We start from the raw sequence: 18,831 nt of genomic DNA on the forward strand, positions 1-18,831 counted from the left end.
GATAGCTCCTAGATTGGCACGCTTTGCGGCCGCTTCCACCGCACCCACCACGCGACGATCAGACGGGTCAGCGTGAAGGCGGTAAAGACCGTGGTGAGAATGCCGATGCCGAGTGTCACGGCAAAGCCGCGGACCGGGCCGGTGCCGATGTAGAACAGCACGGCGGCGGCGATGAAGGTGGTGATGTTGGAATCGAGGATGGTCGCGAGCGCGCGCTTGAAACCGGCATCGATCGCCGAGATCGCGTTGCGGCCGCCGCGCAGCTCCTCGCGGATGCGCTCATAGATCAGCACGTTCGAGTCCACGGCGATGCCGACGGTCAGCACGATCCCGGCGATGCCCGGCAGGGTCAGCGTAGCATTGAGCAGCGACAGCACGCCGAAGATCATCGCGACGTTGACCATCACGGCGATGTTCGCGAACACGCCGAACAGCCGGTAGGTCACCAGCATGAACACGATGACCAGGATCGAGCCGACATAGGAGGCGAGCTCGCCCTTGGCAATCGAATCGGCGCCGAGCCCGGGGCCGACCGTGCGCTCCTCGATGACCTTGAGCGGAGCCGGCAGCGCGCCGGCGCGCAGCAAGATCGCCAGCTCGTTGGCGGACTGCACGGTAAAATTGCCGGAGATCTGGCCCGAACCGCCGGTGATGGGCTCGCGAATGACAGGCGCCGAGATCACCTTATTGTCGAGCACAATGGCGAAGGGCTGGCCGACATTCTCGGTGGTTGCCTGCGCGAACTTGCGCGAGCCGGCCGAATTGAAGCGGAAGGTGACGATCGGCTCGTTGGTGCGCTGATCGAAGCCGGTCTGTGCATCCGACAGATCGCCGCCGGCGACCAGCACTTGCTTCTTCACGACATAGGGCTGATTGGGCGGCGACGCGCTCTGCAGAACTTCGGAGTCCGGCGGCACCCGCCCCTGCAGCGCCTGCTCGGGCGACACCGTGGTATCGACCATGCGGAATTCCATCTTGGCGGTCCGGCCAAGCAGATTCTTCAGCTGAGTCGGATCCTGCAATCCCGGCACCTGCACGAGAATGCGGTCGGTGCCCTGGCGCTGGATCACCGGCTCGACGGTGCCGAGCTCGTTGATGCGGCGCTCGACGATCTGGATCGACTGCTCGATGGTCTGACGGATGCGCTCGATGATCGCAGCCTGCGGGACCGTCAGCTGGATCAGGCTGTTGCCGGCATCGCTGACTTCGAGACTGCGCTGGCCGCTGGAGCCCAACAGGCCGCCGAGCGGCTGCGACAAGTCGCGCAGCTTGGACAGCGCGGTCGGAACGTCGGTATCCTTGGTGATGCGGACGTCGACGCCATCACCTTTGGTCACCAGTCCAGTGTAGCCGATCTTGGCATCGCGCAGCGTCCGGCGCACGTCGTCGCGCACGGAATCGAGCCGCTCCTTCTTGACGTAGTTGGAGTCGACTTCGAGCAGCAGATGCGAGCCGCCCTGCAGGTCGAGTCCGAGAACGATGTGCCGCTGAGCCCAGGCCGGCCAGGTCTTGACGGTCGCTTCGGGGAAGAAGTTGGGCACGGCGCACAGGCACACCACGAGCGCCGTGAGGATGATGCCCAGCGCCTTCCACCGCGTGAAATACAACATGAGAGGTGTCCGTAAGGGCCGAAAGCCGGCCCGAAAAACCAGAACATCAGGTCAGACGAAGGCCGGCATCGCGCCGGCCGGGCAGCGATCAGCTCGCCGCCTTCTCGTCCTTCTTGTCATCCTTTGCATCGGCCTTGGCCGGCTCGCCCTTGGTGCGGACGCCCGTGATCATCTGGCGCATCTGGCGGACGCGGATGCCGTCGGCGATCTCGAACTCGACCTGGTCGTCGTCGACGACCTTGGTGACCTTGCCGACCAGACCGCCCTGGGTCACGATCGTGTCGCCGCGGCGGACGTTCTTGACGAGGTCGGCGTGCTCTTTGACCTTCTTCTGCTGCGGCCGCAGGATCAGGAAATACATGATCACGAAGATCAGCGCGAAGGGCAGCAGCGACATCAGCATGCTGTTGGTATCGCCAGCGCCGGCGGCCTGGGCATAGGCAGGGGTAATCAGCATGCAGTCGATCCTCGTGGGCCATTGCCCGGTGACACGGAAATAGCCGGCGAACCACGCTGCTCTCGGCGCGGGCCGGCCTCTTTGCGAATTTCGCGCGGAATATAGCGGCCGCGGTCCCAATAGCAAGGCGCCCGGCTCCACCATTTCACCCCGCTTGCGGCCGCCGCCATGGCCCGATATGGCTGCCCCATCAGGAACTTGCAGCATGTCGAAAAAACCAGCCAAAGCCCCCACCCGCAGCCCCGCCAAAACCGTGTTCAGGCCCCGGACCAAGGGAGCAAAATCCGCCGTGCAAAAGCCGGCCTCGGTCGCGGCAAAACGTCCCGCAGGGCCGGGCCCGGACGACACGCGCGAGCGGATCGCCCAGGCGCTCGAAGCGATTGCGGCGCATCTGGCGGCAACTCACGCGGGTGCGACGCCGGCTGTGGACCTCGATGCCGCCGATGCCTTCGTCTGGCATCCGAACGGTCGGCTGTCGACGGTGCCGCGCGTCAGCCGCGTCGAGATCGACCTGCTCAAGGGCATCGATCGGATGCGCGACATCCTGATCGAGAACACCGAGCGCTTCGCCAACGGGCTGCCCGCCAACAACGCGTTGTTGTGGGGGGCGCGCGGCATGGGCAAATCATCGCTGGTCAAGGCCGCCCACGCCAGCATCAACGTCGCGCGCAAGCCGTCCGCCCGCCTGAAGCTGATCGAGATTCACCGCGAGGACATCGAGAGCCTACCGGCGCTGATGGACATCCTGCGTGCAGCACCTTTCCACTTCATCGTGTTCTGCGACGACCTCTCGTTCGACGGCAATGATGCGTCCTATAAGTCGCTCAAAGCCGTGCTCGAAGGCGGCATCGAGGGCCGCCCCGAAAACGTCATCCTCTACGCGACGTCGAATCGCCGCCACCTGCTGGCCCGCGACATGATCGAGAACGAGCGCTCGACCGCGATCAATCCGGGCGAAGCGGTGGAGGAGAAGGTCTCGTTGTCCGACCGCTTCGGCCTGTGGCTCGGCTTCCACCGCTGCAGCCAGGACGAATACCTCGCAATGGTCAGAGGCTATTGCAGCCATTTCGGTATCGCGGTGGCGGAGGATGCGCTGGAGCGCGAGGCGCTGGAATGGGCCACCACGCGCGGCTCGCGCTCCGGCCGCGTCGCCTGGCAGTTTACGCAGGATCTGGCCGGCCGCCTCGGCGTGCGGCTGAGCGCGAAGTAGCGGCGGGGTTCGCCAAGCCTTCGCGGCGATGACAGCAGAGCGTGGCGCTGAGCCTGCCTCAGCCTCCGTCATTGCGAGCGCAGCGAAGCAATCCAGTCCTTGCTCGGTCCTGGATTGCTTCGCTGCGCTCGCAATGACGCTTGTGGCGATATCCAGTCTCAAAACGCAAAAGGGCTCGCCGATGGCGAGCCCGAATGTAACGTCGGCAGGCGTGCTGGCTTACGCCCCGTTGAGGAATTGCAGCGGGTCGACCGGCGACGAGCCCTTGCGGATCTCGAAGTGCAGCTGCGGCGATCCCACCTCGCCCGACTGACCGGACTTGGCGATGACCTGGCCACGCTTGATCGGATCGCCACGCTTCACCATCAGCTCACTGGCGTGAGCATAGGCGGTGACGAAGCCGTTCGAATGCCTGACAAGGACGAGGTTGCCGTAGCCCTTCAACTCGTTGCCGGCATAGGCCACGACACCATCTTCGGCGGCCTTCACCGGCGTGCCTTCGGGCACGGCGATGTTGATGCCGTCATTGGCCTTGCCGTTGGTCTTGGCACCGTAGCTCGTGATCACCTTGCCGCGGGCCGGCCAGCGGAAGGTCGGCAGCGAGCTCGTCGTCTCGGCGGGGCGCGCCGGCTCTTCCTCCTTCTCGGGCGCCGGATTGGCCTGGGCCAGGCGAGCGCTCTGGACCGGGCCTGCGGTTGCCACCCGCGTCGTCGGCGCTGGCGCCGGTACGGTCGCAACCGCCTGGGGAACGGTTGCGACCGGAGCCACAGGCGCAGCAACCCCTGCAGCCTTGCCAGGGACGGTCAGCCTGGCACCGAGCTTCAGGGGGGAAGCCTGATCGAGATTGTTGGCGCGGGCGAGCTCGGCAGCCGACAGGTGGTTCTGGCGCGCGATGCTGGCGAGGGTGTCGCCGCGATTGACGAAGTGGATGGTCGACGGCGCGGCGGGGGCAACGGCGACAACGGGCTTTGGCGCCGGCGGCGGCGCAGCAACCGGCTGCGCAGCGGCAACCGCGCCGGGCTGCGGAATGATCAGCTGCTGGCCCGGCGACAACGCGCGGGGCCCCTTGTAGCCGTTGGCCGCCAGGATCTCCGCCGGGCTCACATGATAGCGCTTGGCGATGATGTCGAGCGTATCGCTGGTGCCGACGATGATCTTCGTGCCGCCGGCCGGACGCGCAGCGGCAACGGAGCGTGGCGGCACGGCGCCGGTGGTCTCCAGCTGGGGCTGGGCCGGCGGAGCATAGGCGTGGGTCGCCGGTGGTGCATAAGCCTGTGGAGCCGGCACCGGGGCTGGCGGCGCGTAGGACGCCACGCCACGCCCGCCCCCGGACATGCCGCCGGCACCACCGCCGGACGGATAGGATTGCGGCGCGCCGACCGCGGGCGGCGGCAGCGCGGAGGACGAATAGGCCGGCGCCGGCGCGGCGGGCGTGTAGGATTGGCTATACTGCGGCTGCCGGGGCGGCTGGGCCTGCACCGAGCCGGTGGAGTCGGAGGCGAAGGGATTGGAGAATGGATTTTGCGTCTGCGACAGCCGCGTCGACATGTCGGCGCTGCAGCCGGCGACGCCGAAAGACATCAGCGCCAGCGCCGCAACCTGCGGCAGGCGGCGCGAGCGAAGCAACTCGACGGTAGCGGGCATGGTTACTCACTCGTACGCAACAAACAACGAATTCGAGTAAACACAGCCGCGGTAAATAAGCGCTTAAGCCGCGAATAAAGCGTTGTCGGGCCTGCTGATCCGGTCCCTCAAAGTTCGCGCGCAATCCCCGGAATTGCCGGCACAAAACGCACGTCCACGAGCTCCTTGCGATCAAAGCGATCGCCGCTCCTGGTGACCCTGACCAGCGTCTGGACCCCGTGATGGGGCCCAACGGGCGCGATCAGGATACCGTCCGGCTGAAGCAGGTCGAGCAGGCTTTGCGGGATCTGGTCCATCGCAGCCGTGACGATGATGCGGTCAAACTGGCCGATCCCGGGCGGCAGCGCGTAGCCGTCCCCGAGCATCACCTCGACGTTGAAGCAGTCGAGCTTCTCCAGCCGCTTCCGCGCCTTGTCGGCCAGGGTCCGGAAACGCTCGACCGTCAGGACGTTGGCCGCCAGCCGGGACAGGATCGCGGCCTGGTAGCCCGAGCCGGTGCCGATCTCCAGCACGCGGTGGGTCTTCTGCAGCTTGAGCTGCTCGGTCATATAGGCGACCACGAAGGGCTGGCTGATGGTCTGCCCGCAGGCGATCGCCATGGCGCTGTCGCGGTAGGCGTCGGGACGGTCGGCCGAGAGCACGAACTCTTCCCGCGGCACCTCCTCCATCGCGCGCAACACCGCTTGGTCACTGATCCCGCGGCGGCGCAGGGTCAGCTGAAACATCATCTTTTCGGGCGGAGCGGTCGGGGGCATTGCGCCGTTTCGGGTGGTTCACCTCGATCCAATCTAGAGCATCCTCAGCACCTTGCGCAGCGAATATTGGCAAGACCCACTGTAGCGATGGCGGCCAGACCACGAGGAGTCACAGAAATTCGCTCCTCGCCAGGAACCAGCGGGCGTCGACCTCGTTTACTTTGCGGGCGATTTTGCCCGCGCCGCCAGGCGCTGACACACGAGAACGGCGCTGTTGACGTTGCGCGGTAAGCCGTTATTTGCGAGCGTCGAAGTCGCGTATTGGGCAAGGACTGACATCATGACTGCACCACGGCCGCCGCGCGGCTCCGTGTTTCTGGTTGAAGACGAAGTCATGATCAGGATGATGGTGGCCGACATGCTCGAAGAGCTCGGCTACACCGTCGCCGCCGAGGCCGGCGAGATCGGCGAGGCGATGCGGCTGGCGGAGAGCACCTATTTCGACGTCGCGATTCTCGACGTCAACGTCAACGGCAAGGTGATCTCGCCGGTGGCCGATGTGATCAAGGCCCGCAACCGCCCCTTCATCTTTGCAACCGGCTACGGCTCGTCAGGGCTGCCGGAGGAGTATCGCGACCGGCCTGCCCTGCAGAAACCATTTCAGCTGGAGACGCTGAGCAAGGCGATCGACCACGCGTTGCGGAGCGCGGAGCCGCAAAGCTAGTTTCACAAGGCTAGTCCCTGGGACGGGAGTCTAGCCGAGGATCTCGCCGAGCTTCCCCGAAAAGCTCTCGTCGGTGCGGTCCAGGCGCAGCGGCGTGACCGACACATAGTGGGCCGCCAGAGCCGCGAGATCCGTGCCCTCGTCGGGCACATCCAGCGCCGCGGCGCGGTCGAAGCCGATCCAGAAATACGGATTGCCGCGGCCATCGCGGCGTTCGTCGACCTTCAGGAAGCCAAGATTGCGCTTGCCCTGCCGGGTGACGACGATGCCGCGGACCTCATCCGGCGCGCAGGACGGGAAGTTGACGTTGATCACGGTGTTCTTCGGCACCCCGGCGGCCAGCACCTTGCGCACGATCTGCGGCCCGAACTTGAGCGCGGTGTCCCAGGACGGCTTGTCGCGCGTGGCGATGCTGAACTCCTGCGACAGCGCGAATGACGGCAGCCCCAGGATGGTGCCTTCCAGCGCGCCGGCGATGGTACCGGAATAGACCACGTCCTCGGCGACGTTGCGGCCCTTGTTGACGCCTGACAGCACGACGTCGGGCAGCTTGGTCCCCAGGATGTGGCGGGCGCCCATGATGACGCAGTCGGTCGGCGTTCCCCGCACGGCGAAGTGCCGCGGACCGACTTCGCGCAGGCGCAGCGGATCGTTGAGCGACAGCGAATGCGACACGCCGGACTGGTCGAGCTCGGGTGCCACGATCCAGACGTCATCGGACAGAGCGCGCGCGATCTCCTCGATCACCTTCAGGCCCGGAGCGTGAATCCCGTCGTCATTCGTGCAGAGAATCCGCATGCCCATCTTCCCGTTCGATCCGATGTCCGGGTGTCTTATCCGCTGCGCAGCATCGAGGCAAACCCACCGCACCGCGCCTCGATCGGCCGCTTCAACGCCGAATGCGCCACTGCGGCAGGAACCGCGCGAGCTGGCCCTGCGTGCCGAGCTCGAGCGAGCTGGAGGACGTTGCGGAGGCTTCGGAAGCAGCAGGACAGGCCGGCGGCGGCTGCTCGGGCTCGGCCGGCGCCGCCGCCGGAAACCGTCCCCGCGCAACGCTCAGCGCCTTGTCGAAATCGGCCGCGTTGAACCAGGGCTGATCGAGCAGCGGCTTGGCGAGACCATCGCTCCACACCCTCGTGCGATCGATGTCGAACGTGCCCTTCAGGCGCTGGTCGATGGCCTGGATACCGGCGGCGGTGACCGCCCATTGCCGTCCAATCCAGAAGATGTCCCGATGCAGGGCCATGGTGCCGGTGTCTGAGAGCGATTGCTGAACAGACCCGAGGATAGGGCCCAGCGTTCGCCACGCAAGCAAACGACCGCCGCCGATGACATTTGCCGCGGCCCTATGGCTCCGCGGCAACGACCTTGAGGCCGCCCATGTAGGGCTGCAACGCGTCGGGGACGGCGATCGAGCCGTCGGCCTGCTGATAGGTCTCCATGACCGCGATCAGCGCTCGGCCCACGGCCGTGCCGGAGCCGTTCAATGTGTGCACGAAGCGCGGTTTGCCATCGCTGGCGCGGTAGCGCGCATCCATGCGGCGGGCCTGGAAGTCGCCGCACACCGAACAGCTCGAGATCTCGCGGAAGGCGCCGCCATCGCCCTGCCCCGGCATCCAGACCTCGATGTCGTAGGTCTTCTGCGACGAGAATCCCATGTCGCCGGTGCACAGCGTGATGACGCGGTAGTGCAGATCGAGCCGGCGCAGCACCTCCTCGGCGCAGGCGAGCATGCGCTCATGCTCGTCCTTGCTGGTCTCCGGCGTGGTGATCGACACCAGCTCGACCTTGGTGAACTGGTGCTGCCGGATCATGCCGCGGGTGTCGCGGCCGGCCGCCCCGGCTTCCGCGCGGAAACACGGCGTCAACGCCGTGAGCCGCATCGGCAGCTCCTTCTCGTCGACGATCGATTCGCGCACGAGGTTGGTGAGCGCGACCTCCGCAGTCGGGATCAGGCCGAGCCGTTCGGTCTTCAGCCGCTCATCGGGCGAGACGAGCAGTTCGCCCTTCACCGCCCAGAATTGGTCGTCCTCGAATTTCGGCAACTGGCCGGTGCCGAACATGACGTCGTTGCGCACCAGTAGCGGCGGGTTGATCTCGGTGTAGCCGTGCTCGGTCGTGTGCAGGTCGAGCATGAACTGACCGAGCGCACGCTCGAGCCGTGCCAGTCCCTTCTTCAGAACGACGAACCGCGCGCCCGACAGCTTCGCCGCCGACTCGAAGTCCATCGTGCCGAGGCCCGTACCGATATCGTCATGCGGCTTCGGCGCGAACGCGTAGTTGCGCTTGGCGCCGAACACGTGGCGCTCGACATTGTCGCGCTCATCCTTGCCGTCAGGGACTTCGTCGAGCGGCAGGTTCGGAATGGCGGACAATTCGCGCGCCAGTTCCTCGTCGGCCTGCTTCGCAGCCGCCTCGAGGTCCGGCATCGTTGTCTTCAGCTTGGCGACCTCGTCCATCAGCGCCGACGCGCGTGCGTCGTCCTTGGCCTTCTTGGCCTCGCCGATCTCCTTGGAGGCGGCGTTGCGGCGGGCCTGCGCCTGCTCGGACGCCAGGATCGCCGCTCGCCGCCGCTCGTCGATGGCGAGCAGTTGCGACGACAACGGCGACAGACCCCGGCGCGTCAGCGCCGCATCGAAACCTTGCGGATTGTCGCGGATCGATTTGATGTCGTGCATGGTCGTTCGGTCCTGGGAACGAAAAGACAGGGGCGAGTCGCCGCGGCAGAAGCGGGCGCGCTTGCACTACCGCGAATGGCCGCCGATGGGAACAGGGCCCCGAACAGTCCCGGTCGCCCTGATCGCCTTATTCCGAAGGATTGGTCGGCAGATTCCCGGAGCCGGACGACGAGCCGGCTTTGGCCGCAGCCGCCTGCTTCTCGACGAAGCCCACGGCGATGATCGCACCCTCGTAGAGCGCCATCAGCGGGAGCGCCAACGAGGCCTGGCTGAGCACGTCCGGCGGGGTCAGCACGGCCGCAATGATGAAGGCGATCACGATGAAATAGCGCCGCTTCTCCTTCAGCATCTTCGAGGTGACGATGCCGATCCGGCCGAGCAGGGTCAGGATCACCGGGAGCTGAAAGGCGATGCCGAAGGCGAAGATCAGCGACATCATCAGCGACAGATATTCGCCGACCTTGGGCATCAGCGCGATCTGCGCCGTCTCGGGCCCACCAAGCTGCTGCATGCCGAGCGAGAAGCGAACGATCATCGGCCACACCGCAAAATAGACCAGCATGGCGCCGAGGACGAAGAACACGGGGGTCGCGATCAGATACGGCAGAAACGCATTGCGCTCGTGGCGGTAGAGGCCAGGCGCCACGAACATGTAGATCTGCGTCGCGATGATCGGAAACGACAAGAAGCCGGCGCCGAACATTGCAAGCTTGAGCTGCGTGATGAAATATTCGAGCAGCTGCGTGTAGATGAACTTGCTGTTCTCCGGCCCGGCCACCCACACGAACGGCAGCACCAGGATGTTGTAGATCTGCTTGGCGAACAGGAAGCACAAGATGAAGGCCAAGCCGAAGCCGACCAGCGCCTTGATCAGCCGCGACCGCAGCTCGATCAGGTGGTCCATCAACGGGGCCTTGCTGGCCTCGATATCCTCGGCACTCATGACGCTTTGGCGTCCTTCAGACGCTCCGCCTCGGCCGGCGCTTCAGCCGGCGGCTCGGGCTTGATCTCGCGCACGATGGCCAGCGGCTCGCCGGTGGCCTGATGCGTCTCGGCTTCCATGAAGGTCTCGGCGCGCGCTGGCTCGGGGGTGGTGGGGATCACGACGGGCTCGGGGGACACGGCAACACTGTCCGATGCAGGCGCAGCCGGCTCGGCAGGCCTGTCCACGCCCTCGATGTCCAAGGCCTTGTCGACGTCGCGCTGCAGCGAGGACATCATGCCCGACGGGGAGAAGCCGCTCGCAGCCTCCTTCACCTCGTCAAAACTCTTCTTGAGGTCGGCCATCTCGGCCTCGCGCATGGCTTCCTGGAACTGGCCCTGGAATTCGGAGGCCATGCGGCGGGCCTTGCCCATCCACTGCCCGACCATGCGCAGGACGCCGGGAAGCTCCTTGGGGCCGATCGCAATGAGCGCGACGACCCCAATCACGAGCAGCTCACTCCAGCCGATATCGAACATGTACCAATCCGCCTACGCGACGACGCTCTTGATCCCGCCCTGCCCAACGCGTCCGAGCAGGTTCCGGGGTTGCGGGAGCGCGCGCCGCCCGCGCCGTTTAGCGCAGATCAAACGGCCTTGCTGCCGACATCCGTGCGGGTGGCCGAGGGCGTCGCGCCATGGTCGATCGACTTGACCGGCTCGGTCTTCTCCGGCGCCTTGTCGTCGTCCTGCATGCCCTTCTTGAAGGCCTTGATGCCCTGCGCGACGTCGCCCATGAGGTCGGAGATCTTGCCGCGCCCGAACAACAGCAGGACGACGCCGATCACGACGATCCAGTGCCAAATGCTAAGCGAACCCATCCTGCAACCCTCCAAACACCCTTGCAGCCGTCCAGCGACTGCCGTCGACGCTACCGCCGAAACCGCGCCATATCCATGGACTTGCCCGCGACACTTCGCTTCTAGCATTCGATTGCGAAACAGCAACCTGAACCAAGGCGGCAATCAGCCGAAAGCGGCGCGCGGAGAGCCCGATCTGGCCGGAAGGTAGGCGTCAGCGCCCCCAAAAACAAGCACTTAAGGTCCGCCAAATCGCGGGCGGACCTACGTAATAACGCGAGTGTTAACGGCGCCAAGGGAGCCGTTCCTTCCGCTATTCCCGGTGCGACGAACCGTCCTCGTCGGTATCGCTGTCGCCCTCGTCATCCGCGGCGTCGGCATCGCGTTCGGCTTCGGTGGCTTGCTCGACCTGAGCTTCAGCCTGATCCTCGGCTTCGGCCGAGAGATCGACCAGCTCGGCCACAGGCTCATCATCCTGCTCATCGAGGAGTTCCTCGACCTCGAGCTCCTCGATGAGCAACTCCTGGACCGCGAGAGTCGTCTCGACGACCTCGTCCTTCGCAACGGACGTCGAGACCTCCAGATCGCCGACGGCAAGCTGCGACGTCGCCTCGTCGTCCAGAACGCCCGCCTCGGCCTCTACTGCTCCCGCCTCTGCGGTTTCAGTCAGCGTTTCGATGACACCGGTCTCAACGAAGCCGGCTTCCCCGACTGCCGCTCCCGCGTCGGACGATTCCGCGTCTGCGCCCTCGGCTTCGCCTGGCTCGGCCTCGACCGCCGGCGCGAGCGCCAGATCGAGATCGCCCGGATCCAGCGGCTCCTCGTCCTCGCGGAGCGTCGGATCGTCGGAGGGCGTCGGAACGGTAAAGCCGGTGGGCAGGCGCGAATCCAACAGGCCTGTGCCCTTCAGCTCTTCCAGGCCCGGCAGATCACCAAGCGTCTCCAGGCTGAACTGGCCCAGGAACGCATCGGTGGTGCCGAAAGTCAGCGGCCGGCCGGGGGTCTTGCGACGCCCACGCGGCTTGATCCAGCCGGTCTCCAGCAGCACGTCGAGCGTGCCCTTCGATGTCACGACGCCGCGGATCTCTTCGATCTCGGCACGGGTCACCGGCTGATGATACGCAACGATGGCCAGCACCTCGATCGCGGCGCGTGACAGCTTGCGGGTCTCGGTGCTCTCGCGCGTCATCAGCCAGGCGAGATCGCCGGCGGTGCGGAACGTCCACTTGTTGGCGACACGCACGAGGTTGACGCCACGGGTGGCGTATTCCGCCTGCAGCTGCGCCAGCGCGGCCTTGATGTCGACACCGTCAGGCATCCGCTTGGCAAGCGTCGCCTGCTCGAGCGGCTCGGCCGCAGCGAACAGCAGAGCCTCAAGGATGCGCAACTCTTCGGGGCGCACCTCGGGCTCGTTCGCCGCGATCTCGTCGGGCTCTTCCATGCGCAGTTCCGCCAAGCTTGCCATGGCAGGGTCTCCTTCTTCGTTACTCAACCGTCAAGTCCGGCGCAGCCATGGCGCCGGGCTGGTTCGGTGGACGCTTACGAAAATACAGCGGCGCGAACGCCTGCTTCTGGTTCAGCTCGAGCTTGCCTTCGCGGACCAGTTCCAGCACGGCCGCAAAGCTCGATGCGAAGACGGTGGCCTTCTGTGCCGGCTCGACGACGTAGTCCAGCAGGTAGTCGTCGAGGCATCCCCAATCGTCCGACACCTCGGTCATGCCGACCAGGCGTTCGAGGGAGGCGCGCGCCTCGGCCAGCGACCACACGGTGCGCTTGGCCATGTGCACCGAGGTGACGACGCGCGACTGACGCTGAATGGCGTAGGCCGACAGCAGGTCGAACAGGGTCGCGGTAAACTTGGGGTGGCGGACCTCGGCAATCTGCTCCGGATTGCCGCGCGGGAACACGTCGCGCTGGAACTGCGGCCGGTTCATCAGCCGGTTGGCAGCCTCGCGGATCGCCTCCAGCCGGCGCAGCCGGTTGGCGAGCGCCGTCGCCATCTCCTCGGCGCTCGGTCCTTCCTGGGCCGGCGGCTCGGGCAGCAGCAGGCGCGACTTCAGGAACGCGAGCCAAGCCGCCATGACGAGATAGTCGGCGGCGAGCTCCAGCCGGATCTTGCGCGCGGCCTCGATGAACTGGAGATACTGGTCGGCGAGCGCCAGGATCGAGATCTTGGCGAGGTCCACCTTCTGCTGCCGAGCCAGCGCGAGCAGCAGGTCGAGCGGGCCTTCATAGCCCTCGACGTCGACGACCAATGCCGGTTCGGCTTCGGCCAGCTCCGTCGTGGGACGGCCGGTTTCAAACGACAGAATTTCAGCGGTCATGCGCTCGCGGGTCCCAGCCGGTTGATCAGGGCGTCCAACTCGGCGCGTGCGGCGCTGCGGTCGAAGCCCGTGGGTGCCTTGCGCGCAGCAAGCGCGCGATCGGCGCGGATCAAGGCCTGGCCGGCCAGCTCCGGCGTCTCGGCGGCGACGGCCTGCATCTCGTCGAGCTTGCCGTTGCAATGCAGGACCATGTCGCAGCCCGCCGCGACGATCGCGCGCGTGCGCTCGGCGACCGAGCCGTCCAGTGCGTTCATGGACACGTCATCACTCATCAACAAACCCTGGAACCCGATCCGTTCGCGAATCACCCGCTGGATCATTGTCGCAGAAGTCGTGGCCGGATGGGCGGCGTCGATCGCGCTAAACACAACATGTGCAGTCATCGCCATCGGCAGGTCGGCGAGCGGCCGGAAGGCGGCGAAATCGGTCGCGTCGAGCTCGGCTTCCGGGGTATCCACCGTCGGGAGCCGAAGGTGACTGTCGGCAGTGGCGCGGCCGTGCCCGGGAATGTGCTTGAGCACCGGCAGCACCCCGCCCTGCTCCAGCCCCTCCGTCACCGCTCGGGCAATCGCCGCCACCTTGGCCGGCGCCGTGCCATAGGCCCGATCCCCGATGACAGCATCCGCGCCTGCGACGGGGACGTCGGCCAGCGGCAGGCAGTCGACCGTAATCCCCAGCTGGCTCAGATCGTCGGCGATCAGGCGGGCGCTAAGCCAGGCGGCGCGCAGGCCCGCGGCCGAATCAAGGTCGTAGAGGCGGTCGAAGACGGCGCCCGCGGGATAGGCCGGCCAGTGCGGCGGACCCAGCCGCTGCACCCGTCCGCCTTCCTGGTCGATCAGCACGGGGGCGGCGGCGCTGCCAGCGCAATTGCGCAATTCCTGAACGAGTGCAGTCACTTGAGCGGGTGACTGGACGTTACGTTTGAACAGGATGAAGCCCCACGGCTTCGCTTCGCGGATGAACGCGCGCTCGGCTTCGGTGAGGTCAGGGCCGGAGATGCCGGTAATGAAAGCCCGCATGGTCATGCGGGCCGCATAGACCCCGCCTTGGGGTCGGTCAAGCAAGCCTTAATTGTTGCTAAACGGGAAACACTGTCCGCCGGCAGTTTTCAACGTCCCGCACATCTTGTTGGCCTCTTCCTTCGTCGCGAAGGGGCCGACGGCCGCGCGGTACTTGACGCCGCCCTTGTCGCCCAGATCCATCCGCTTGATGATCGGCTCGTATTTGCCGAGCACCGCGCCGTACTTGTCCTGCACCGCCTTGTACGACGACATCGCCTCGGCCTCGCTGGCCTGCGACGAGATCGACACCAGGTACCCCCCGGTGGCGCCGCCCATCGTCTGCTCCGTCACCGGAACCGCCGCTGCGATGCGCGCCGGCGCCGTTGCAGGCGCGGCCGGCTGCGGCGAAATCGGCATCGGACTGTCGGCCGGCGGATTGGCCGACGCGTTGGCGTTGGCAGCCGACTTCTTGCCCTTCATCGGCTTGGTCGGAGGCGGATTGGCCATCGCCGCAGCACCCGGATCAGCCCCCGGCTGATTGCCGCCGGTCACGGACAGCGTCTTGATCGGGCGCGGATCGCTGTTCGGCAGCGTGCCGTTGGCATTTGCCATCTGGGTGGGCATGCCGCTGCCCATCATGTTTGCCGCGGGCGGTGCCGCGTTCTGATTGGTCTGCGGGAACACGACGCGCGGATTGCCGCCGCGGACGTTCGCGTTCACGTCCATCGGCGTCTCCTCGCGGGACACCATCCGCTCGCCGCCATCATTGCCCAACAGGCGGTCCGGCACCTTCGGCGTCGGATCCTGCTGCGCCATGATCTTGGTCGGCGTATTGTCGGCACGGATGATCGGCGGCTCGCCGGTACGGCCCGCGGAGATGTAGGTCTTGTAGCCATAGGCGCCGCCGGTGCCGACCACGGCCAGCGTCAATACCGCCAGGACCGTGCTCATTCCACTGCGACGCCGCGGCCGCTCCTCTTCCTCACCCTCGTCGTAACCGTCCTGGTAGCCGTACTGGCCGTCCTGGAACTCGTTGTCGCCCTGGTAGCCCTGCTGGCCGCCCATCTGGCCAAACAGCGCGTCGTCGTAGCGCGACGAATCCTGCTCGTTGTCGTCGTAATTGGCGTCATTCTCGGCAAAGCGGTGCCGCGACTCGCCGACGCTGTAATCGAGCTTCGAGAGCTGGTCCGCGAATTCGCCGTTCGGATAGCCCTGCTGCTGGCGCGGCGGTGCCGGCGCGAAATCCTGCTGGGGAAAATCCGGTTCGCGTCCGCGCGGATCCTGCAGATCGGCCGGATACGCCGGCGGCTGGGCCGCCTGCTGCTGACCCATGTCGGCGAACGGGTTGGCTGCGGCCGGCTGCGGCGTATTGGTCCGCTGCATCCACGTCGGAGGGCCACCCGGCGGCATTCCGGCCGACGGGTCCGGGGCAGCCGGACGCGCAGGCGCCCGCGGCGCTGCCTGGGGCGTGGCGCGGCCGGATGCGGCGAAGGGGTCATTCTGTCCGATCAGGCGGGCAAGCTCCGCCAGCGGATCGGCATCGGCCTGCTGGTTTCCACCACGGCCAAAACCATCAGCGGGAAAGGGTCTGTCCTGGTAACGATCAGCCATCGTAATGAAGCGTCCCTGCGGGTGATCCGCACATGCGTCCTAAGGCGGACCCTGCCAGATTGAGGCCCCCAACTGAAGTCGCGTGTTTCCCCCAATCAGCGCATTGCATCAGGAGCATTAACGCCCAAGATCGCAAGTCCCGACGCCAGTACCGAGACGACGCCCTGAACCATGGCCAAACGTGCCTTGGTCAATTCTGCATCATCATCGATAATGAAGCGTAAATAGGGCAAATCCCGCCCCTTGGTCCAGAGGGCGTGAAATTCGCTTGCAAGTTCATAGAGGTAGAAGGCGATCCGGTGCGGCTCGTGTGCCGCGGCCGCGCTCTCCACCGTACGTGGGTACAGCGCCAGGCGTTTCAAGAGGTCGTGTTCGGCCGGGTCGGACAGTTTTTCCAGGTTTGCCCGGCCCAGATAGGTAAGCCGCGCCCCCTCCTCCTCCGGCAGGTCCGGAAGGCTCTCCCGGGCGTTGCGGAAGATCGAATGTCCGCGGGCGTGGCCATACTGGACATAGAACACGGGATTGTCGCGCGACTGCTCGATCACCTTGGCGAGGTCGAAATCGAGCACGGCGTCGTTCTTGCGATAAAGCATCATGAAGCGGACAGCATCGCGCCCAACTTCATCAACAACTTCCCGCAGGGTGACGAAGTCGCCTGAGCGCTTCGACATCTTCACCGGCTCGCCATTGCGTAGCAGCTTGACCATCTGCACGACCTTGACGTCGAGCGTCGCCTGCGCGGCGGTCACCGCCTTCACCGCCGCCTGCATGCGCTTGATGTAGCCGCCATGATCGGCACCGAACACGTCGATCAGATCGGCAAAGCCGCGCTCGAACTTGTGCCGGTGGTTGGCGATGTCGGAAGCGAAATAGGTGTAGGTGCCGTCCGACTTGATCAGCGGCCGATCGACGTCGTCGCCGTAGGCAGTGGCCCGAAACAGCTCCTGCTCGCGGTCTTCCCAATCCTCGACAGCCGCGCTCTTCGGCCGTGGCAGACGTCCGAGATAGACATCACCGCGCTGGCGCAGGAAATCGATCGTCTCGGCGACCTTGTTGTTGCCCTGATCGATCAGCGACCGCTCGGAGAAGAACACGTCGTGCCTGATGTTGAGCGCGGCGAGATCGTCCTTGATCTCGGCCATCATCATCGCGATCGCCTTGGTTCGTACGATCGGAAGCCACTCCGATTCGGGCATCGCCTTCAGCTTGGCGCCATGCTCGGCGGCGAGCGCGTGCCCGACCGGCTTCAGATAGTCGCCGGGATACAGGCCTTCCGGTATAGCGCCGATGTCCTCGCCGAGAGCCTCGCGATAGCGCAGGAAGGCCGAGCGTGCGAGCACGTCGACCTGCGCGCCGGCATCGTTGATGTAGTACTCGCGGGTGACGTCATGACCGGCGAACTGCAGCAGGCTGCACAGCGCATCGCCGAACACGGCGCCGCGGCAATGCCCGACATGCATCGGTCCGGTCGGGTTGGCCGAGACGTACTCGACGTTGACCTTCGGCGCGCCCGGCACCGGGGCGACCCGGCCATAATCCGCGCCTTCGCGCAGGATGGTAGCCAGGGCCTTTGACCACACCGCGGGCTGCAGCGTCAGGTTGATGAAGCCGGGACCGGCGATGTCGACCTTGGCGACGAGCTCATCGGCGCGCAGGCGCTCGGCGATCTGTTCGGCCAGATCGCGCGGCTTCGCCTTGGCCTCCTTGGCCAGCACCATCGCGGCGTTGGTGGCCATGTCGCCATGGGTAGGATCGCGCGGCGGTTCGACCACCACGCGCGAGACGTCGATGCCGTCGGGCCAGTTGTCTTCCTTGGCGAGCGCAGCGCAGATCGCGTGCACGCGCGCCAGCACGTCGGCGAACAAATGAAGATGGGGAGCTTGTTCGAGCATGTGGCCGCCTAACGCAAATCCGGGGTCGAGTCAAAAAGACGGTGGTGCTCGGTTAAGGCGAAACGGTCCGTCATTCCGGCGATAAAATGGCCGATGCGGCGGGCCCGCTCCCCGTCGCCGTCGGCCCCCTCCAGCCATCCGGCCGGCAGGGATGCGGGATCGTCCTGATAGCGGCCGAACAGGTCGGCGACGATGCGTTCGGCATCGCGCATCACCCGCATCACCCGCTCGTGCCGATACATGTGCTTCCAGAGAAACCGCTTGATCGTCGCCTCGTGCTCGGCGACGTCGGCCGGAAACGCCACCAGCGGCCCGGCGTGCCGGCGCACGTCATGCGGCGACACCGGCTGCGCGCGCTCGATTCGGCGCTGAGTTTCCGCGGCCACCGCGGCGATCAGGTAGGAGATCAGCTCCCGCACCAGCTCCGCGCCCCGCCGGCTGTCGTCAAGGCGGGGATAGTGGCGGTCGATCTCCTCGATCATGGCCGCGAGCAGCGGAACGTCGCGCAGATCGTTGACGGTGAACAGGCCGGCGCGCAGGCCGTCGTCGATGTCGTGTGCATCGTAGGCGATGTCGTCGGAAAGGGCCGCGACCTGCGCCTCGAGCGAGGCATAGCTCCAGAACTCGAGATCGAAGCGGGCGTTGAACTCGGCGATTCCGCTCGGGATCGGCTGCTGCAACGGGCCGTTGTGCTTGACGATGCCTTCGAGCGATTCCCAGGTCAGGTTGAGGCCATCGAAATCCGGATAGCGCTGCTCGAAGGTCGTGACGATGCGCAAGGTCTGGGCATTGTGGTCGAAGCCACCATGCGCTTCCATGCAGCGGTTCAGCGCCCGCTCCCCGGCATGGCCGAACGGCGGGTGGCCGAGATCATGCGCCAGCGCCAGGGTCTCGGTGAGATCCTCGTCAAGGCCGAACTGGCGGGCGAGCGCGCGGGCGATCTGGGCCACTTCCAAAGAATGGGTCAGGCGGGTGCGGTAGTGGTCGCCCTCGTGGAAGACGAACACCTGGGTCTTGTGCTTCAGCCGGCGGAAGGCGGTGGAGTGGATCACCCGGTCGCAATCCCGCCGGAACGGGCTGCGGGTCCGCGACGGCGGCTCGGCGACCAGCCGGCCCCGGCTGCGATCGGGATCGCAGGAATAAGGAGCACGGGGGGCAGCCATTCCGACCGACACGGGCGATTGTTCCCTTTGAGATTTGATTC

At 66.0% G+C, this 18,831-nt stretch carries 18 protein-coding genes; 2 read left to right on the forward strand and 16 right to left on the reverse strand.

The features are described from left to right. Nucleotides 1-8: 8 nt before the first annotated feature. Complete coding sequence (gene secD / locus ACQR1I_RS33320; RefSeq protein ID WP_434870626.1) at nucleotides 9-1,610, reverse strand: protein translocase subunit SecD; 1,602 nt, start codon at nucleotides 1,608-1,610, stop codon at nucleotides 9-11. A gap of 88 nt (nucleotides 1,611-1,698) precedes the next feature. After that, nucleotides 1,699-2,067 (reverse strand): preprotein translocase subunit YajC, encoded by a 369-nt coding sequence (gene yajC, locus ACQR1I_RS33325; RefSeq protein ID WP_172108587.1) that lies wholly within the window; start codon nucleotides 2,065-2,067, stop codon nucleotides 1,699-1,701. Between the two features lie 205 nt (nucleotides 2,068-2,272). Between yajC and ACQR1I_RS33330 the strand changes: the two genes are divergently transcribed. After that, nucleotides 2,273-3,277, forward strand: coding sequence for an ATP-binding protein (locus tag ACQR1I_RS33330; protein ID WP_434870625.1), 1,005 nt, complete (start codon nucleotides 2,273-2,275; stop codon nucleotides 3,275-3,277). Between the two features lie 219 nt (nucleotides 3,278-3,496). Here the strand turns inward: ACQR1I_RS33330 and ACQR1I_RS33335 are convergent, their stop codons facing one another. Together ACQR1I_RS33335 and ACQR1I_RS33340 are read right to left on the reverse strand one after the other, a co-directional pair. Beyond that, nucleotides 3,497-4,921 carry a peptidoglycan DD-metalloendopeptidase family protein gene (locus ACQR1I_RS33335; protein ID WP_434870624.1) on the reverse strand — a complete coding sequence of 475 codons (1,425 nt, stop codon included), beginning with the start codon at nucleotides 4,919-4,921 and terminating at the stop codon, nucleotides 3,497-3,499. 107 nt (nucleotides 4,922-5,028) lie between these two features. Next, complete coding sequence (locus ACQR1I_RS33340; protein WP_434870623.1) at nucleotides 5,029-5,676, reverse strand: protein-L-isoaspartate(D-aspartate) O-methyltransferase; 648 nt, start codon at nucleotides 5,674-5,676, stop codon at nucleotides 5,029-5,031. Nucleotides 5,677-5,956: 280 nt separating this feature from the next. Here ACQR1I_RS33340 and ACQR1I_RS33345 point away from each other — a divergent pair, with 280 nt between their 5' ends. Then, on the forward strand, nucleotides 5,957-6,340 hold the full coding sequence (locus tag ACQR1I_RS33345) for a response regulator (protein ID WP_434870622.1): 384 nt from the start codon (nucleotides 5,957-5,959) through the stop codon (nucleotides 6,338-6,340). A 30-nt stretch (nucleotides 6,341-6,370) separates the two neighbouring features. Here the strand turns inward: ACQR1I_RS33345 and surE are convergent, their stop codons facing one another. The 12 genes from surE to ACQR1I_RS33405 all read right to left on the reverse strand — a co-directional run bounded on the left by surE (nucleotide 6,371) and on the right by ACQR1I_RS33405 (nucleotide 18,802). After that, nucleotides 6,371-7,138 carry a 5'/3'-nucleotidase SurE gene (surE, locus tag ACQR1I_RS33350; RefSeq protein WP_434870621.1) on the reverse strand — a complete coding sequence of 256 codons (768 nt, stop codon included), beginning with the start codon at nucleotides 7,136-7,138 and terminating at the stop codon, nucleotides 6,371-6,373. A gap of 91 nt (nucleotides 7,139-7,229) precedes the next feature. Continuing rightward, on the reverse strand, nucleotides 7,230-7,586 hold the full coding sequence (locus ACQR1I_RS33355; RefSeq protein ID WP_434870620.1) for a hypothetical protein: 357 nt from the start codon (nucleotides 7,584-7,586) through the stop codon (nucleotides 7,230-7,232). 100 nt (nucleotides 7,587-7,686) lie between these two features. After that, nucleotides 7,687-9,018 (reverse strand): serine--tRNA ligase, encoded by a 1,332-nt coding sequence (gene serS / locus ACQR1I_RS33360; RefSeq protein ID WP_434870619.1) that lies wholly within the window; start codon nucleotides 9,016-9,018, stop codon nucleotides 7,687-7,689. A 127-nt stretch (nucleotides 9,019-9,145) separates the two neighbouring features. Continuing rightward, nucleotides 9,146-9,961 carry a twin-arginine translocase subunit TatC gene (tatC, locus tag ACQR1I_RS33365; protein ID WP_434870618.1) on the reverse strand — a complete coding sequence of 272 codons (816 nt, stop codon included), beginning with the start codon at nucleotides 9,959-9,961 and terminating at the stop codon, nucleotides 9,146-9,148. After that, nucleotides 9,958-10,479: a Sec-independent protein translocase protein TatB gene (gene tatB / locus ACQR1I_RS33370; RefSeq protein WP_434870617.1), complete on the reverse strand. Its 522-nt coding sequence runs from the start codon at nucleotides 10,477-10,479 to the stop codon at nucleotides 9,958-9,960. Before tatB ends, tatC begins: the two co-directional genes overlap by 4 nt. 107 nt (nucleotides 10,480-10,586) lie before the next feature. After that, nucleotides 10,587-10,820 carry a twin-arginine translocase TatA/TatE family subunit gene (locus tag ACQR1I_RS33375; RefSeq protein ID WP_434870616.1) on the reverse strand — a complete coding sequence of 78 codons (234 nt, stop codon included), beginning with the start codon at nucleotides 10,818-10,820 and terminating at the stop codon, nucleotides 10,587-10,589. A gap of 292 nt (nucleotides 10,821-11,112) precedes the next feature. Then, nucleotides 11,113-12,264 carry an SMC-Scp complex subunit ScpB gene (gene scpB / locus ACQR1I_RS33380; RefSeq protein ID WP_434870615.1) on the reverse strand — a complete coding sequence of 384 codons (1,152 nt, stop codon included), beginning with the start codon at nucleotides 12,262-12,264 and terminating at the stop codon, nucleotides 11,113-11,115. A 19-nt stretch (nucleotides 12,265-12,283) separates the two neighbouring features. Beyond that, nucleotides 12,284-13,123 (reverse strand): segregation and condensation protein A, encoded by an 840-nt coding sequence (locus ACQR1I_RS33385; protein ID WP_172108563.1) that lies wholly within the window; start codon nucleotides 13,121-13,123, stop codon nucleotides 12,284-12,286. Then, entirely contained in the window at nucleotides 13,120-14,148 is a 1,029-nt protein-coding gene (gene nagZ, locus ACQR1I_RS33390; RefSeq protein ID WP_434870614.1) for a beta-N-acetylhexosaminidase, read from the reverse strand. The genes ACQR1I_RS33385 and nagZ overlap by 4 nt, the downstream gene beginning before the upstream one ends. 42 nt (nucleotides 14,149-14,190) lie before the next feature. Next, nucleotides 14,191-15,735: an SPOR domain-containing protein gene (locus ACQR1I_RS33395; protein WP_434870613.1), complete on the reverse strand. Its 1,545-nt coding sequence runs from the start codon at nucleotides 15,733-15,735 to the stop codon at nucleotides 14,191-14,193. Between the two features lie 95 nt (nucleotides 15,736-15,830). Beyond that, nucleotides 15,831-17,627 (reverse strand): arginine--tRNA ligase, encoded by a 1,797-nt coding sequence (gene argS / locus ACQR1I_RS33400; protein ID WP_434870612.1) that lies wholly within the window; start codon nucleotides 17,625-17,627, stop codon nucleotides 15,831-15,833. A gap of 8 nt (nucleotides 17,628-17,635) precedes the next feature. Next, on the reverse strand, nucleotides 17,636-18,802 hold the full coding sequence (locus ACQR1I_RS33405) for a deoxyguanosinetriphosphate triphosphohydrolase (protein WP_434870611.1): 1,167 nt from the start codon (nucleotides 18,800-18,802) through the stop codon (nucleotides 17,636-17,638). Nucleotides 18,803-18,831: the final 29 nt, after the last annotated feature.

The sequence above is a fragment of the Bradyrhizobium sp. HKCCYLS2038 genome, assembly GCF_051167655.1.
In the GTDB taxonomy this organism is placed as follows: Bacteria; Pseudomonadota; Alphaproteobacteria; order Rhizobiales; family Xanthobacteraceae; genus Bradyrhizobium.

Excerpts from the sequence above, each read along its gene's own strand:
- secD (WP_434870626.1), bottom strand. The coding sequence starts at position 1,610 with ATGTTGTATTTCACGCGGTGGAAGGCGCTGGGCATCATCCTCACGGCG.
- yajC (WP_172108587.1), bottom strand. The coding sequence starts at position 2,067 with ATGCTGATTACCCCTGCCTATGCCCAGGCCGCCGGCGCTGGCGATACC.
- ACQR1I_RS33330 (WP_434870625.1), top strand. The coding sequence starts at position 2,273 with ATGTCGAAAAAACCAGCCAAAGCCCCCACCCGCAGCCCCGCCAAAACC.
- ACQR1I_RS33335 (WP_434870624.1), bottom strand. The coding sequence starts at position 4,921 with ATGCCCGCTACCGTCGAGTTGCTTCGCTCGCGCCGCCTGCCGCAGGTT.
- ACQR1I_RS33340 (WP_434870623.1), bottom strand. The coding sequence starts at position 5,676 with ATGCCCCCGACCGCTCCGCCCGAAAAGATGATGTTTCAGCTGACCCTG.
- ACQR1I_RS33345 (WP_434870622.1), top strand. The coding sequence starts at position 5,957 with ATGACTGCACCACGGCCGCCGCGCGGCTCCGTGTTTCTGGTTGAAGAC.
- surE (WP_434870621.1), bottom strand. The coding sequence starts at position 7,138 with ATGCGGATTCTCTGCACGAATGACGACGGGATTCACGCTCCGGGCCTG.
- ACQR1I_RS33355 (WP_434870620.1), bottom strand. The coding sequence starts at position 7,586 with ATGGCCCTGCATCGGGACATCTTCTGGATTGGACGGCAATGGGCGGTC.
- serS (WP_434870619.1), bottom strand. The coding sequence starts at position 9,018 with ATGCACGACATCAAATCGATCCGCGACAATCCGCAAGGTTTCGATGCG.
- tatC (WP_434870618.1), bottom strand. The coding sequence starts at position 9,961 with ATGAGTGCCGAGGATATCGAGGCCAGCAAGGCCCCGTTGATGGACCAC.
- tatB (WP_434870617.1), bottom strand. The coding sequence starts at position 10,479 with ATGTTCGATATCGGCTGGAGTGAGCTGCTCGTGATTGGGGTCGTCGCG.
- ACQR1I_RS33375 (WP_434870616.1), bottom strand. The coding sequence starts at position 10,820 with ATGGGTTCGCTTAGCATTTGGCACTGGATCGTCGTGATCGGCGTCGTC.
- scpB (WP_434870615.1), bottom strand. The coding sequence starts at position 12,264 with ATGGCAAGCTTGGCGGAACTGCGCATGGAAGAGCCCGACGAGATCGCG.
- ACQR1I_RS33385 (WP_172108563.1), bottom strand. The coding sequence starts at position 13,123 with ATGACCGCTGAAATTCTGTCGTTTGAAACCGGCCGTCCCACGACGGAG.
- nagZ (WP_434870614.1), bottom strand. The coding sequence starts at position 14,148 with ATGACCATGCGGGCTTTCATTACCGGCATCTCCGGCCCTGACCTCACC.
- ACQR1I_RS33395 (WP_434870613.1), bottom strand. The coding sequence starts at position 15,735 with ATGGCTGATCGTTACCAGGACAGACCCTTTCCCGCTGATGGTTTTGGC.
- argS (WP_434870612.1), bottom strand. The coding sequence starts at position 17,627 with ATGCTCGAACAAGCTCCCCATCTTCATTTGTTCGCCGACGTGCTGGCG.